General features: G+C 62.5%; 13 protein-coding genes. 6 read left to right on the forward strand and 7 right to left on the reverse strand.

Annotation, left to right across the window (positions count from 1 at the left end):
* Positions 1-60 precede the first annotated feature (60 nt).
* Entirely contained in the window at positions 61-1,446 is a 1,386-nt protein-coding gene (locus LGH82_RS12430; RefSeq protein WP_227348755.1) for a PLP-dependent aminotransferase family protein, read from the reverse strand.
* 83 nt (positions 1,447-1,529) lie between these two features.
* Here LGH82_RS12430 and LGH82_RS12435 point away from each other — a divergent pair, with 83 nt between their 5' ends.
* From LGH82_RS12435 to LGH82_RS12450, 4 genes are all read left to right on the forward strand, one after another.
* Positions 1,530-2,021, forward strand: coding sequence for an Lrp/AsnC family transcriptional regulator (locus tag LGH82_RS12435; protein WP_227349565.1), 492 nt, complete (start codon positions 1,530-1,532; stop codon positions 2,019-2,021).
* A 130-nt stretch (positions 2,022-2,151) separates the two neighbouring features.
* On the forward strand, positions 2,152-3,645 hold the full coding sequence (locus LGH82_RS12440; RefSeq protein ID WP_227348756.1) for an NAD-dependent succinate-semialdehyde dehydrogenase: 1,494 nt from the start codon (positions 2,152-2,154) through the stop codon (positions 3,643-3,645).
* 29 nt (positions 3,646-3,674) lie between these two features.
* Positions 3,675-5,054, forward strand: a complete 1,380-nt coding sequence (locus LGH82_RS12445) for an aspartate aminotransferase family protein (protein WP_227348757.1) — start codon at positions 3,675-3,677, stop codon at positions 5,052-5,054.
* Positions 5,055-5,384: 330 nt separating this feature from the next.
* Positions 5,385-6,311: an SDR family oxidoreductase gene (locus tag LGH82_RS12450; protein ID WP_227348758.1), complete on the forward strand. Its 927-nt coding sequence runs from the start codon at positions 5,385-5,387 to the stop codon at positions 6,309-6,311.
* A gap of 102 nt (positions 6,312-6,413) precedes the next feature.
* Here the strand turns inward: LGH82_RS12450 and LGH82_RS12455 are convergent, their stop codons facing one another.
* The 3 genes from LGH82_RS12455 to LGH82_RS12470 all read right to left on the reverse strand — a co-directional run bounded on the left by LGH82_RS12455 (position 6,414) and on the right by LGH82_RS12470 (position 10,110).
* Positions 6,414-7,541 (reverse strand): NAD(P)/FAD-dependent oxidoreductase, encoded by a 1,128-nt coding sequence (locus tag LGH82_RS12455; RefSeq protein WP_227348759.1) that lies wholly within the window; start codon positions 7,539-7,541, stop codon positions 6,414-6,416.
* 86 nt (positions 7,542-7,627) lie between these two features.
* A complete protein-coding gene (locus LGH82_RS33505) occupies positions 7,628-9,169 on the reverse strand; it encodes an amino acid ABC transporter permease/ATP-binding protein (RefSeq protein ID WP_319799936.1) in 1,542 nt (513 codons plus the stop codon).
* Between the two features lie 98 nt (positions 9,170-9,267).
* The gene (locus LGH82_RS12470; protein ID WP_227348760.1) at positions 9,268-10,110 is read right to left on the reverse strand and encodes an ABC transporter substrate-binding protein; all 843 of its coding nucleotides are present in this window, start codon (positions 10,108-10,110) and stop codon (positions 9,268-9,270) included.
* 234 nt (positions 10,111-10,344) lie between these two features.
* On the opposite strand from LGH82_RS12470, the gene LGH82_RS12475 reads away from it, so the two are divergent.
* Complete coding sequence (locus LGH82_RS12475; RefSeq protein ID WP_227348761.1) at positions 10,345-11,442, forward strand: LacI family DNA-binding transcriptional regulator; 1,098 nt, start codon at positions 10,345-10,347, stop codon at positions 11,440-11,442.
* A gap of 8 nt (positions 11,443-11,450) precedes the next feature.
* Here the strand turns inward: LGH82_RS12475 and LGH82_RS12480 are convergent, their stop codons facing one another.
* Genes LGH82_RS12480 through LGH82_RS12490 form a run of 3 tightly spaced genes read right to left on the reverse strand, consistent with a single transcriptional unit; the run spans position 11,451 to position 13,833 of the window.
* Complete coding sequence (locus LGH82_RS12480) at positions 11,451-12,521, reverse strand: glycoside hydrolase family 3 protein (protein WP_227348762.1); 1,071 nt, start codon at positions 12,519-12,521, stop codon at positions 11,451-11,453.
* Between the two features lie 41 nt (positions 12,522-12,562).
* On the reverse strand, positions 12,563-12,757 hold the full coding sequence (locus LGH82_RS12485) for a hypothetical protein (RefSeq protein ID WP_227348763.1): 195 nt from the start codon (positions 12,755-12,757) through the stop codon (positions 12,563-12,565).
* On the reverse strand, positions 12,736-13,833 hold the full coding sequence (locus LGH82_RS12490) for a lactonase family protein (RefSeq protein ID WP_227348764.1): 1,098 nt from the start codon (positions 13,831-13,833) through the stop codon (positions 12,736-12,738). Before LGH82_RS12490 ends, LGH82_RS12485 begins: the two co-directional genes overlap by 22 nt.
* Positions 13,834-14,032: 199 nt before the next feature.
* Here LGH82_RS12490 and LGH82_RS12495 point away from each other — a divergent pair, with 199 nt between their 5' ends.
* Positions 14,033-14,584, forward strand: coding sequence for a MaoC family dehydratase (locus tag LGH82_RS12495; RefSeq protein WP_227348765.1), 552 nt, complete (start codon positions 14,033-14,035; stop codon positions 14,582-14,584).

Consider the following 14,584-nt stretch of genomic DNA (forward strand, 5'->3'; position numbering starts at 1 on the left):
TGGTAAAATAATATCATGACAATTATTCTGATTGCGCACATTTTCCGAGCAACTGCAGCCCTAGATGGCAAGCAACAGATGCTCCGGATCGCCAAGCAAGAGCTTGGTGACAACGCCGAGGCCTGCGCGCAGTTCCCCTTCCGTGGTAGAACCCAGCGAGATGCGCACCGCCGGGTGCCAGGGCGCGTCCGAAATACGGAAAGAAGTACCTGGCGCGATCGCCACGCCCTGCAGTCGGGCCTGCGCGACGAAGCTCTCCTCGGCGCGATCGGCGGGCAGTTGAAGCCAGACATGCAAGCCGTCGCGGTGAGCGCGATAGTGAACCCCGGCTAACACTTCGGCCGCGATATCCAGCCGCCGCCGTAGCGCTGCGCGCTGCCAGCGGACAAGCTCCATCGCGGTGCCGTCGGTGACCCACTTGGTGGAGATCTCCGCCACCATCGGCGTCGCCATCCAGTTGGAAACCAGATGCCGGTTGGCGACGGCGGCGACGTAGCGGTCGGGCGCGGCGAGATAGCCGATGCGAAGGCCGGGCACGGTGATCTTTGTGAAGGAAGTGACGTAGAGCGTGCGCTCCGGCGCAAAGGCAGCAACCGGCGGCGGCCGGTCCTCCACCAAGGGACCGAGCACGTCGTTCTCGATGATGGCGATATCGTGCTTGCGCGCCACCGCCGCGATCTCAGCGCGCCGTGCCGCATCCATCAGAGTGGCTGTCGGGTTGATCACCGAAGGCTGCACGAACACGGCGCGAATATCGGTGAGACGGCAGGCTTCATCCAGCGCCCCGGGGATCAGGCCATTGTCGTCGATCGGCAAGCCCTGAAGGTTGAAGCCGAGGTAGCGGGCGAGCGGCACCAGCGTGTGGTGGCCAATCGCCTCGGTGGCAACGGTCGAGCCCGGTGGCGCCACGCTCATCAGCGCCACCGTCATCCCGGCGGTGGCGCCATTGGTCAGGCTGATGTTCTGCGCGGTCGTGTCGAGGCCGCATAGTTTCAGCCATTCGACCGCCACCGCGCGGTGGCGCGGAAACACCATGTTGGGCCGGAACGACAGCGCCGAGCTCGACGGCAGGTTCTCGGCAAGCCAGCCCAGCGCCTGCTTCAGCCGCTCCAGGTGCATCGGTTCGCAGACCGGCTTCAGGATCGACAGGTCAATGACCTCGCCGAGACGCTCCGGCAGATAGGGCGGCTCCGGCTCGCGTCGCTGCGTCTGCACGAAGCTGCCTCGGCCGATCTCGCCGGAGACCAGACCACGACGGATCAGTTCCTCATAGGCGCGACTGACCGTCTGCACCGAGAGTTTCAGATCATCGGCCAGTCGGCGGTGGGTCGGCAGCCGTGCTCCATTGGCCAACCGTCCGTCATGGATGGCGCGTGCGAACTGGTCGGCAAGCGACTGATAGGCTGGGCGCCTTATGAGCGCAGGATCGGGCTGCCACAATGTCATGACTTATTAGAGATCCAAATCAGTGCAATTGACAATCGAAATAATGCACCGGCATGGTACCGTTGACGAAAAAGTGGATGCTGATGACTGCCGCGAAACTCGACCCGATCGACCTCAAAATCCTCGATGCCATCCAGCGCGACGGACGCATCACCAAGCTGGCGCTGGCCGAAAAGGTCGGCCTGTCGCCGACGCCATGCTGGATGCGGCTGCGCAAGTTGGAAAAGGCCGGCATCGTTTCAGGCTATCACGCCAGGATCGCCATGCGCGTCGTGGCACCAGTCGCCACCGTGCTGATGGAGGTCACGCTGGCCAACCATCGCCAGGCCGATTTCGACCGCTTCGAACGCGTAGTCCGCGACGTTCCCGAGATCGTCGCCTGCTGGTCGGTCGGCGGCGGTGTCGACTATGTGCTGAAGGTGATGGCGCGCGACATCGACGCCTATCAAAGGCTGGTCGATGGCCTGCTTGATCGCGAGATCGGCATCGACCGCTACTTCACCTACATCGTCACCAAGACGGTGAAGGACGAGATCACACTGCCCGTGGCTGAGCTGTTGCCGGCATCGCCCTGAGGACGGAGAGATCGTCTGCCGTGACGGAATAATAGAGAGATTCTCTCTAAAGACGGACGCCCAAACAGCCTCGCTGTCTACCCGTGGCGGATAGTCTTCCCGCATCAGTCCGAACCGGGAGGCCTCGACCATGTCCGCGCACTTCGCCCGCCAGAACCGCCACGAAGCGCTTGATCGCCTCGCCGACCGTCGGCTGCTGCGCGAACTCGCCTATGTCGACGGCCATTGGACGGCGAGCGAGGCGGCCGAAAGTTTCGAGGTCACAGATCCGGCCACCGGCGCCACCGTCGCTTTCGTCGCCGCGCTCGACAACAGACAGACGACAAAAGCGATCGATGCCGCCGCGAGCGCCTTTCCCGCCTGGCGGTCGCTGCTGCCGCAGGAGCGTTCGAGGATCTTGCGAAAATGGTTCGAGCTGATCATCGCCGCGAAAGACGACCTCGCTCTGCTGATGACCCTGGAGCAGGGCAAGACCCTGAAGGAGTCACTCGGCGAGATCGACTACGCCGCCTCGTTTGTCGAATGGTACGCCGAGGAAGCCAAACGTTTGAACGCCGAGAGTGTAACCAGCCATTTGCCGAACGCGGAAATGATGGTGCGACGTGAACCGCTCGGTGTCGTCGGTGTCGTCACGCCGTGGAATTTTCCGTCGGCCATGCTGACCCGGAAGACAGCAGCTGCTCTTGCCGCCGGCTGCACTATCGTCGCGCATCCCTCCTCCGAAACACCGCTGTCGGCGCTGGCGCTGGCCGAACTCGGCGAACGCGCCGGTCTGCCGGCCGGTGTCTTCAACGTCATCACCGGCAAGGCCGCGACGATCGTCGGGCGGATGTGTGGGGATCCGCGCGTCCGCGCGATGAGCTTCACCGGCTCGACCGAGATCGGCCGGCTGATCGCCGCACAGAGCGCGCCGACGATGAAACGGCTGGTGATGGAACTAGGCGGCCACGCGCCGCTGATCGTCTTCGCCGACGCGGATCTCAACAAGGCAGTCAGCATTGCCATCGACGCCAAGTTCGCCACGTCGGGCCAGGACTGCCTCGCCGCGAACCGCATCTATGTCCAGCACCCGATCTACGATCGCTTCTGCGCCGCCTTCGCCAGGCGCATCGAGGCGCTGCGGGCCGGCAATGGGCTTGCCGATGACACCGATATCGGCCCACTGATGCATGAGCGCGCCGTCGCCAAGGTCGAGGAACAGGTTGCGGACGCCCTCGCCCACGGCGCACGCTGCCTCACCGGTGGCCGGCGGCATCAGGCCGGGCCGCTATTCTATCAACCAACGTTGCTGGCCGATGTCGCGGACGCGGCGCTTATCATGCGCGAGGAGACCTTTGGCCCTGTCGCCGCCGTGACGCCATTCGACAGCGAGGATGAGGTGATCGCCCGCGCCAATGCCACCGAATATGGCCTCGTCGCCTATGTCGTGACCGAGAATGGCGCCCGCCAGCAGCGCATGGGCCGCGCGCTCGACTACGGCATGGTCGCCATCAACCGCGTCAAGATCACCGGCGCGCCGATCCCGTTCGGCGGCGTCAAGCAATCCGGCATCGGCCGCGAAGGCTCGCGTCACGGCCTCGAAGCTTTCACCGATCTGAAGTATCTCTGCCTGGACATTTCATAGTTCGTCCGGCCATCCTCAAGGAGTCAAAAATGCTCGACCAGTCCAACGAACTCAACGCCTGGGATCGCGACCACTTCTTCCATCCCTCGACCCATATGGGCACGCATGCACGGGGCGAGAGCCCGACGCGCATCATGGCCGGCGGTGAAGGCGTCACCGTCTGGGACAACAATGGCAGGAAGAGCCTCGATGCCTTTGCCGGGCTCTATTGCGTCAATGTCGGCTATGGCCGGCAGAAGATCGCCGATGCCATCGCCGCCCAGGCCAAGAACCTCGCCTACTATCATGCCTATGTCGGCCACGGCACCGAGGCGTCGATCACGCTGGCCAAGATGATCATCGACCGTGCGCCGAAGGGCATGTCGAGGGTCTATTTCGGCCTCTCCGGCTCCGACGCCAACGAAACCAACATCAAGCTGATCTGGTACTACAACAACGTGCTGGGCCGGCCGGAGAAGAAGAAGATCATCTCGCGCTGGCGCGGCTATCATGGCTCCGGCGTGATGACGGGATCACTGACCGGGCTCGACCTGTTCCACAATGCGTTCGACCTGCCGCGCGCGCCGATCCTGCACACCGAGGCGCCCTATTATTTCCGCCGCGCCGACCGCTCGATGAGCGAGGAACAGTTTTCGCAACACTGCGCCGACAAGCTCGAGGAGATGATCCTGGCTGAGGGTCCCGAAACCGTCGCCGCCTTCATCGGCGAGCCAATCCTCGGCACCGGTGGCATCGTACCGCCGCCCGCCGGCTACTGGGAAAAGATCCAGGCGGTGCTGAAGAAGTATGACGTGCTGCTGGTCGCCGACGAGGTGGTGACGGGCTTTGGCCGGCTGGGCACCATGTTCGGCTCCGACCATTACGGCATCAAGCCGGACCTGATCACCATCGCCAAGGGCCTGACCTCGGCCTATGCGCCGCTGTCGGGTGTCATCGTCGCCGACAAGATGTGGCAGGTGCTGGTTGAGGGTTCCGACAAGCTCGGCTCGCTAGGCCATGGCTGGACCTATTCGGCGCATCCGATCTGCGTTGCCGCCGGTGTCGCCAATCTCGAACTGATCGACGAGATGGATCTGGTGACAAATGCCCGCGAGACCGGCGCCTATTTCCGCGCGGAGCTCGCCAAGGCAGTCGGCGGCCACAAAAACGTCGGCGATGTGCGTGGCGATGGCATGCTGGCGGCGGTCGAGTTCGTCGCCGACAGGGACGATCGGGTGTTCTTCGACGCCTCGCAGAAGATCGGGCCGCAAGTGGCTACGGCACTGGCCGCAAGCGGCGTCATCGGCCGCGCCATGCCGCAGGGCGACATACTCGGCTTTGCACCACCGCTCTGCCTGACGCCAGAGGAAGCCGACATCGTCGTCGCCAAGACGGCGGATGCAGTGAAGAGCGTGTTTGCGGGTCTCTGATTATCGGTGACGGCGCTTCCCGCGGATCACCTCGCCGGCGCCTTCTCCTCGTGAAAACGAGGAGAAGGAAAGCACTTCGGCGTCAGCGGGAAAGCCCGCCGTAGCCGCTTTTTGACACATAGACATTTCGGCACCACGTGCCTATTTTCCCTTCGTCGAAAATGGCTGGCTTGGTCTGGGTAGGCCCAAGCCCTTCCCCTTTGGGGTGAAGCTCTGTTCCATGCCCTTGCATGAGATCCCTCGACAGTCCCGGCGCAGACGCGCCACCGGGTCTGTTGGGCTGATATCATGGTGATGATGCTCCTGGACCCGATTCAACTGGAGCAGAGCATGTCAAATCTGAAACAACGTGTCCTTGTTTACCTTGCCAATGGCGTCCAGGGCGGCGCGGTCGCGCGCGAAGCGGCAAGGCGTGGCTTCGCGGTCACCGCCCTGGTTCGAGATCGAGCAGGAGGCGACGACCTTGCAAAAGCGGGGATCGATCTCGCCCATGGCGACCTGGCCGATCCGTCGTCACTCGATGCGGCCCACGCCGGCGTGACCGAAATCGTGCTCCAGATGCCGATCGGGCCGCTCGAGATGATCCGCGGCTTTGCCGCCAACGCCCTGGCGGCGGCGAGGAACGTACAGGTCAAAATGGTGGTCCTGAAACTCGCCAGCGCCAGCCGCGCCGCACCCTGTGATGAACCAAGCTTCATCGCCAATGGCGTGATCGAGGCGATGGTCCGGTCGTCCGGACTTCCTCACGCAATCGTCCGTCCCACCATGTATCTCGACAACCTGCTCAAGCCCGGCGTTCGGCAGGAAGTCGCTGATGGTGTGTTCCAGGTTCCGATCGATGTTTCGCAGCGGATCGCCTGGACTTCGGCGGACGATTGCGCGGCGGCCGCGATGACGCTGATCGAGAACAAGGCTTTTTGGGGCGATCACCTCATCTCAGGACCAGACAGCGTGAATGGCGCCGAGCTTACTGCGGCGCTGTCGGCCGGCCTGGGGTGGAAAGTCATCTATCGCAGCGAATCCCTCTTCGATTTCGAACGAGAGGTTGACGCTGCCATGGGTGCTGGGGTGGGAGAACGCGTGGGATCCAAGTTCCGCTTCTTTCAGAACCACAAGGATGAAGCCGACGCCATACTCGCCCCGACCTATGTCCCCCAGTTGGGGCTCGAAGGTTTTTGCCCAAGCTCCATCGAAAACTGGGTAAGACAGCATGTGAATGCCTTCACCGAGACACCTCGGCGAGCATCCACGCGCTGATGTTGGCTGCATAGAGCGCTTCGCGTTCGAAATAAAGCAGCCCATGGTTCGGCGCGGCAGCCGAACCATGGAAGCGTTCCGTTCCTCATTGTTCTGAAACGATTACCGAGAGAACCGAGCTGGCCGAAAGTTTGCAAGGAGTGGGTGCTCGCTTCCGGTTGCAATTTCGCCGGCGAGCAATTCGCCGGCGACCAGGCCAAGCGTCGCGCCGCTATGGCTGAACGCGACGTAATATCCCTTGATGTCCTTCAACTGGCCGAAGACCGGCTCGCCGTCCCCGGGAATCGGCTTGGGGCCGACACCGTAGCTTTCCAATTCCAGCTTCGGATGGCCCTCGAGAACCTTCGAGGCTTCGGCGAGAAGCCCCTGAACGGTCGCATCCTTCACGCCATAAGTGCAGTCGGAATTGACGACCACCTCTTCTTCCGACCAGGCGGAATCGAGTGCGAGGGCTCCGTCCGGCGTCGGGCGGATGGCGATGCGCGGCGTATTGAGCACTGCCCGAAGGGGCAAGTTGACCGGCTTGGTCCTGACCAGCAGCGCGATCGGTGTCCCGTCGGCGATATGCTTGCCCGCGTCCGCAACCATTCGCGGCACATCACCGCCGGTAGCCAACAGTACCGCATCGGCGGCGAAGCTGACGCCGCTTGTCGTGGTGACGCCGGTGGCACGACCGTCGACGACCGTGACCGCAGCGCTTCCGGCATCGGTCACCAGCCGCCCGCCACGCTCGACGAATTCCGCAATCAATATCTTGATCAGCGACGGCAGGTCGACCCAGCCTTCACCCGGGTTGAAGATCGCGCCCTGAGGTGTGACAGCGCTTGCGTCGATGCCCGGCGTGACGGACGCGATAGCGTCAGCGGACAGATGCCGCGCGTCATAGCCGAGAGCTTTTTCATGGGCGAAGACTTCAGCTATCTCGTTCGAGGCGTTGTCCGCATCCCATGTCAGGCCACCGTCGAAACGCAGCCAGGCAGCATCCGGATATCTCGCCGACAGCGTCCGATAGCGGTCGATGCCGATCATGCGCAGGCGATGATATTCAGCCGACCGCTTGCGCGCGGAATTGAGCCAGGCGAGCGAGCGGCCGGACGCCCCCTTGGCCAGCGGTCCATCATTGACCAGGACGGCCTCGATGCCGAGCCTTGCAAGATGAACGGCCGAGGACACACCGAAAATGCCGCCCCCGACAACGACGACCTTTGAGACCGGATGTAATGTAGCCATGGAATATTCTTTCACTGTGTAGAGGATGGATTGAGCGGCCGGGCGAAGGCGTGTCTAAGCATCTCGGGGCCGAGCGATCGCGCGGATCAAAGAACCTCGGCAAGGAAGTGCTTCAGACGTGCGCTTTTGGGAGTGTCGAAGATCGCAGCGGGCGTGCCGGCCTCGATGACGCGGCCTTCATCCATGAAGATGACCTGATCTGCGACCTTGCGGGCAAAGCCCATTTCGTGGGTGACGACGACCATCGTCATGCCGCGCCGACCAAGGTCCGCCATCAGGTTGAGGACACCCTTCACCAGTTCGGGATCGAGAGCGCTGGTCACCTCGTCGAACAGGATGACTTCCGGGTCCATTGCAAGCGCGCGGGCGATTGCCACACGCTGCTGCTGGCCACCGGACAGGCTGCCGGGACGATGGTGTTTGCGGGCAGCTAGCCCGACATCGGCAAGGCGCGCCTCGGCGATGCGCTCGGCCTCCCGCACCGGAAGGCCCTTTACCTTGGTCAGCGACAGCATGACATTTTCCAGGGCCGTATGGTCGGGAAACAGGTTGAACTGCTGGAACACCATGCCGACACGCCGGCGCAGCTTTTCAGGCTTCATCGCCAGGATGCTCGCACCATCGAGCAACACGTCGCCACCCTTGGGCTCGACCAGGCGGTTCAGACATCGCAACAGGGTCGATTTGCCCGAACCTGACGGACCGATGACGCAGGTGACGGTGCCGGGTTTGACTATCAGGCTGACGCCCTTCAGGACATCGAGGTCGCCATAGGCCATGTCGAGATTGCTGACGGCGAGACTGCCGCCCTTGAACCGGGGAAGCGCCGAGTTGCCTTGCGGGCTGGTCTCCGAAGGTGGACCGCTGATGGCGCCTTCCAGTTCGCTCACCTCGGCAAGACCGCTGGTGACGAGACCGGCCTTTTGCTTGCCGACCCGCAGCGAGTTGTCGATATAATTGACCACGTGGGTCAACGGCACGGTGATGACGAGATAGAACACACCAGCCAGAAGCAATGGCGAGAGGTTTCCGGTGACCACCGCCTGGTCCTGAGCGACACGGAAAATCTCGCGCTCCGAGGCGAGCAGGCCGAGGAAATAGACGAGGCTCGAATCCTTGACGTTGCCGATGAACTGATTGACCAGAGCCGGCAGGACGCGGCGGATGCCTTGCGGGATAACGATCAGGCGCATGCCCTGCCCGTAGCTCATGCTGAGCGCCTTGCAGGCTTCCATCTGCCCGCGCTCGACGCTCTGGATGCCTGAGCGGAAGATTTCGCCGATATAGGCGCCGGCGATCAGGCTGAGGGCGAGGATGCCGAGCGGATAGGGCGAAGGCCCGAAGATTTCACGACCGATGCGGGCGAAGCCCTGGCCGATCAGCAGAATCGTGACGATCGCCGGAAGGCCACGGAAAACATCGGTATAGACCCGGGCCGGAATGCGCAGCCAGCGCGATTGCGAGATGCCCATGACCGCGAGGATCACGCCGAGGATAACGCCGAGCACCGTGGACGTGGCGGCGAGGATCAAGGTGTTCTTCAATCCGATGGTGATCATGCTTGGCAGCACGTCAGCCATGGCCTGCCAGTCGAGGAAACTGCGGCGCAGGTTTTCAAGCCAGTTCATTTGATCCCCTTTTCCATAGCGCTATGCGCGCCGTCCGAAAGTCAGGCGCGACAGAATGTCTTTCAGCCGCCGGCCATCACGGCCGGCGGCTGGCGCGGTCACTTCTTGGGGAGATATTCGTCGGGCATCGGCGAGCCGGGGAACCATTTCTCATAAAGCGTCTTCCAGGTGCCGTCCTGCATGGCCGCGTGCAGGGCAGTGTTCAGCGCATTGCGAAGCTTGTCGTTGCCCTTGCGCACGACGAAGCCGGCGGGCGCGTCGAAGGAAGGAATATTGACCGCTATCGTCAGCCCCGGATAGCGCTCGCCATATTGCTTGGCGGCCTCGTAGTCGAGGAAATGGGCGTCGACGGTTCCGTTGTTGAGCGCCGAAACAGCAGAGTTGTTGTCGGGAAATTTGACGAGATCCGTCCCGACAAAATTCTTCGCCGCATAGATTTCCTGCAGCGTACCTTGCACGACGCCAAGTCGCTTGCCCTTGAGCCCGTCCGCGGAAGTTATGGCCTTGTCGGCGGTAAGCACCGACAGGTAGCCCGCGAGATAGCCGTCGGAAAAATCGACCGTCTTCTTGCGCGCTTCCGTCGTGCCGATCGCCGCGACCGCCACGTCGAAGCGCTCATTGGCAACCGAAGGCATCAGCGCCGAGAATTCCTGACCGGTGAAGATCACCTGATCCGGCTTGAATCCGAGGCGGCTTGCGACATTGCGGAAGAATTCAATGTCGAACCCCGTGAACGTGCCGTCCGCCTGGGTGAAAGCGTAGGGTTTGGCGTCTCCCATGGTACCGACGCTGATGACCTTCGCATCGATAAGGCCATAGGGATTGTCATCCGCGGCGACAGCCCGCGAAACCAAACCTGCTCCAATGCACACAACCATAAGGGCCATTGCGCCGGCCTGTATCGGCGACATCAACGACTTGAGAATTCCAATCTTGCTCATGTCTTCTCTCCACTCTGAAGGTCTGTTCTTCTTGGCATTTACGTTAAGCCCGTAATTTCACGCCTTACATCGTCCGCTGCTGCGGCAGCGGCTTACGCCGCAAGCTGCCATCACGTCTCCTGGCTCTTCATTTTTTCGAAAGAGACCGGTCTCTTATTGCGTGAGACCGGTCTCTTTGATAATCGTTATCGCCAGATTGACCTTCCGTCAACAACTCTTGTAGTCGTTCATCCGATGAAAAGAACCGTGCCCAAAACCCGGTCGATAACTGTCAGCGACGTCGCCCGCGCGGCAAACGTGTCGAAAGCGACCGCCGCGCGCGTACTTGGCGGATACGGCGTCGTCAGCGACACGATCCGCGTCGACGTCATGGCAGCCGCCAAGACGCTGGACTACCGTCCGAACGAGTTGGCCCGCAGCATGACGACCGGCAGGTCCGGCATCATCGGCGTGGTTGTCGGCGACATCGAGAACCCGTTCTTCAGCCTCGCGGTGCGCGGCATCAGCGATGCGGCAAGGGCCGCCGGATTCAACGTCATTCTGGCCAACTCCGGCGAGCGGATTGAGGTTGAGAAGGCAGCTGTGAGGCTATTGATCGGCAAGCGCGTCGATGGGCTGATCGTCACGCCGTCGGAATCGCGGGACATCTCGCATCTGCGCGACATCCATCGTTCAGGCCGGCCGCTTGCCCTGCTTGACCGGGCGCTGCCCGATCTGGATGTCGATACGGTCACGGTCGACGATCGCGGTATCGCCATGCGGGCGACCCGCATCCTTGCCGACGCCGGCCACCGCAACATCTCCTATATTACCGCGGTCGACGCCGAGGGGCATGAATACCGCGATCTCGGACAGATCTACACCTCGTCGGTTCGCGAGCGTATCGACGGTTTCCTCACCGTGTGCCGAGAGGCCGGAATTGATCGGCCAGAACGTTATGTTCGGCTCGGTGCGACAAGCCCCGACGAAACGCGAGGGGTCGCCGACAAGCTGCTGTCCGGGCCCGATCGGCCGACGGCGATCCTTGCCTCCGACAGTGTCATAGCGCTGGAGATCTTCAGGGTGATCCGCCAGCGCGGCCTGCGGGTTCCAGAGGATATTTCGCTGATCACCTTCCATGATGCGGATTGGACAAGCGTCACCACCCCGCCCATCACCGTCGTCGACCAGCCCGTCTATGCGCTTGGAAAAAGCGTCGCCGAATTGCTCATTCGTCGGCTGAAGGGCGAAACACGGCCGCCGGAAAGGCTTATTCTGCCGACCGGGATCATCGAAAGAGGCTCCGTGGGCCCACCCACGATGGCCCTACTGGCCGAGGCTCATGCGAAGTAGCAAGTAGCCTACACCGTCGCGGCGCCGCCTTCGGAAACCTTGCGCGGGCTGTTGTCGCGCAAGGGCGCCAGGGTGCAGTGCCGGGCGAAGGCGTCGTCGGGCAGGCGCCGCACGGCATGCCGTGGCGCGGACGACAGCAAATCGGCGATGCGCTGGTGCGACCGGGCCAGCGTCGCCTCGGCGACAGAGCCGTCGCGCACGCCGGCCAGGATGTGATCGGTCATGCGCAGGATCAGCGAGGTGTCGGCCCAATAGGCGCACATGCAAAGCAGGTCGCAGCCGGCATTGGCGAGCTTGATCGACGTTTCCGGTCGGTCGAGCATCGACGAGATCGCCGCCATGCCGAGATCGTCGGACACAACCACGCCCTTGAAGCCGAGTTCGCCGCGCAGGATGTCCTGCAGCATGACCTTCGACATCGTCGCCGGCGTGCCGGGATCGATGTGGGGAAAGACGATGTGGGCGGTCATGATCATGCGCGCCTCGGCGTCCGCCATATCACGGAACGGCGCCAGTTCCCGGTTGCGGAAGGTCGCTGCATCGATGTCGACTACGGGAAGGCCGTAATGCGAATCGACGCTGGTGTCGCCGTGGCCGGGGAAGTGTTTTGGGCAGCCGAGAACGCCCTCGGCCTGCATCGCCTGCAGGAATGGCCGCGCCGCGGCGGTCACGTCCGATGGCGTCGCGCCGAAAGCGCGCTGGCCGATGACCGGATTGTCGGCATTGGAATTGACGTCGAGCACTGGAGCAAAGTTGACGTTGAAGCCGAGCGAAGCCAGCTCTATCCCCATCGCCCGGCCGACATCGGCGGCCTGTTCCTTCCAGCGCCTTGCATAGGCGAAGGGCGTGATCGGCGCCGGCGGCCTCAACACGCCACCGCCCTCGTGATCGATGCAGAACAGGACCTCTTCGCGTCCGATATGTTCGCGGATATCGACCATGAGCTTGCGATGCGTTGCCAGCCAATCGTCATAGGGCGCGTCGGCGAGGAAATTGGCACGGAAGAAGACAACTCCGGCCGGCTTGAGCAACGACAGCAACCGCTTGTCGTGGTCGCCGAGCACATGTCCCGGCTGCAAGCCGATCAGAAAACGATGTCCGAGAGAGGCAGCACCTCGACCTAGATCAAAAGACAAATCCATTCGTGGCCCCGTTCGCGCCATTGCTCCTTGCGGCCGCGACCGCGACCGCGACCGTCTTGTGACAGATTCGACAGGTGTTTGCCCATGGCCGAAATCCGTTCGAAGGCGGCACTTGCGACGATGACGTCGGCATCGAGAGCATCGCGTCCGATCAGCGCACGATCTTCACGCACATCGGCGTGCCGATCCAGATCGAGCGTCCGGTGTCGGTCAACCGGCCGCTGCCGGCATCGCGCTCGAAAATCGAGATGCGGTCGGCGTTTTGGTTGGCCGAGAAAAGGTGGCCGCCTGAAGGCGTCAGGGCCAGGTTGCGCGGCGTGGCGCCGCCGCAGGGAACATAGCCCACCAGGCTCAACGCGCCGGTCTCTTGGTCGACGGCCATGATGACGATGCTGTCGTGGCCGCGGTTGGAGCCGTAGACGAAACGACCATCCGGCGAAATCTGGATGTCGGCGCAGTGGTTGCTGTCGCGCGCCTCGGCGGGCACCGCCGGCTTGGCATCGATCAACGACAGCTTGCCCGTGGCTTCGTCCAGCGCCATCGACACGATGGTCGAGTCCAGCTCGTTCATGACAAGGACAAAGCGCCCATTCGGGTGCAAGGCCAGATGACGTGGCCCGGCACCTGGCGGCAAGGCGGATTCGGCCAATTTCGTGAGCGTGCCGTCAGCTTCGATCCGGTAGGACACCAGCCTGTCGATGCCGAGATCGGCGACAATGGCCACGCCGCCGGCCACCGTCTCCGTCACGCTGTGGGCATGCGAGCGTTCCTGCCGCGCCGCATTCGGGCCGGTGCCGGTATGCGAAACGCTCGCCAGCGGCGCCGACAACGCGCCGTTCTGCTCGAAACCATAGACCGCCACGGCACGGTCCGGGCCGCCCTCCCCCATGCCGTAATTGGCGACCAGCAGTTTCGTCCCGTCGCGGGTGATCGTGTTGTGGGCGGTGATGCTGCCAAGCGACGGCTGCTTGTTCAGATAGCTCAGCGCGCCCGAGGCCCGATCGAAGCCATAGGCCGATACGGTTCCCTCGCGCCAGGTGAACACTTCCGAATTGGCATAGATGCGCGAGCCGTCCGGCGTCACCGACAGGAATGTCGGGTTGTCGACGTCATTGGTCTCGGCCAGCTTTCGCGTTTCCAGCGTCGCTTCATCAAAGCTGTAGACGCCAAGACCAACGCCGCGCGCGCCCTGAAAATACGGTGCTTCGCGGTTCAGGCTGCCGACGAAGACCAGACAAGCATTCTGCATGATTTCCTCCCCTGTTCCGTTGGCGCATGGGCGCCCGGAACGGCCAAAATTTCGCCGAGACTCGCTTGCAACGCAACCCCATATGTGAAAATACTATTTACAAAAGAAGATTGACGGGAGGAGACGTCGTGTATTTAGACGCTTTCATGCGTGTCCGGACCGCTGGGCTGCGCCTCGCGCAAGAGTGGCGGAGCCGGCCATGAGCGATTTCGCGCCTACCGTCGGCGTTGCCTCGACGCATCCCGCCAACATGCCGAAGGATCATGCCGATCTTCCCGTCTGGAACGCGGAGAACTGGTTCTATGAGGACTGGCCGGTCGGGCAGAAGATCCGCTCCCTGCGCCGCACCATGGCGGAAGGCGACAGCCACCTTTTCAACACGCTGGTGCTCGACATCCACCCTTACGTGCAAGACCAGATGTTTGCCGAAACGGAAGGCATTTTCGGCAAGCGGCTGATCGCCGGCGCTTTTGTGTTCTCGGCCGGCCTGGGGCTCGTCGCCACCAATTGCGTCAACGCCTTTTCCTACGGCTACGACAAGCTACGCTTCATAAAGCCTGTCTTCATTGGTGACACGATCTATTCGATCCGCTCCAACCTCGACAAGAAGCCTCGCTACAAGGAGATGGGGCTGATCCGCGCCAGTTACGAAGTGTTCAAGGGCGAAGGCGAGCTCGTTCTCTATTGCGAGCATCTGCAGACGGTGAAGTACCGTAACCCCGCCGATTTCGTCGGCAAGACGGAGAAATGA

Origin of the sequence: Mesorhizobium sp. PAMC28654 (assembly GCF_020616515.1) — a bacterium.
Classification (GTDB): Bacteria; Pseudomonadota; Alphaproteobacteria; order Rhizobiales; family Rhizobiaceae; genus Mesorhizobium.

Coding starts and splice junctions, on each gene's coding strand:
- LGH82_RS12430 (WP_227348755.1), bottom strand. CDS start 1,446: ATGACATTGTGGCAGCCCGATCCTGCGCTCATAAGGCGCCCAGCCTAT.
- LGH82_RS12435 (WP_227349565.1), top strand. CDS start 1,530: ATGACTGCCGCGAAACTCGACCCGATCGACCTCAAAATCCTCGATGCC.
- LGH82_RS12440 (WP_227348756.1), top strand. CDS start 2,152: ATGTCCGCGCACTTCGCCCGCCAGAACCGCCACGAAGCGCTTGATCGC.
- LGH82_RS12445 (WP_227348757.1), top strand. CDS start 3,675: ATGCTCGACCAGTCCAACGAACTCAACGCCTGGGATCGCGACCACTTC.
- LGH82_RS12450 (WP_227348758.1), top strand. CDS start 5,385: ATGTCAAATCTGAAACAACGTGTCCTTGTTTACCTTGCCAATGGCGTC.
- LGH82_RS12455 (WP_227348759.1), bottom strand. CDS start 7,541: ATGGCTACATTACATCCGGTCTCAAAGGTCGTCGTTGTCGGGGGCGGC.
- LGH82_RS33505 (WP_319799936.1), bottom strand. CDS start 9,169: ATGAACTGGCTTGAAAACCTGCGCCGCAGTTTCCTCGACTGGCAGGCC.
- LGH82_RS12470 (WP_227348760.1), bottom strand. CDS start 10,110: ATGAGCAAGATTGGAATTCTCAAGTCGTTGATGTCGCCGATACAGGCC.
- LGH82_RS12475 (WP_227348761.1), top strand. CDS start 10,345: ATGAAAAGAACCGTGCCCAAAACCCGGTCGATAACTGTCAGCGACGTC.
- LGH82_RS12490 (WP_227348764.1), bottom strand. CDS start 13,833: ATGCAGAATGCTTGTCTGGTCTTCGTCGGCAGCCTGAACCGCGAAGCA.
- LGH82_RS12495 (WP_227348765.1), top strand. CDS start 14,033: ATGAGCGATTTCGCGCCTACCGTCGGCGTTGCCTCGACGCATCCCGCC.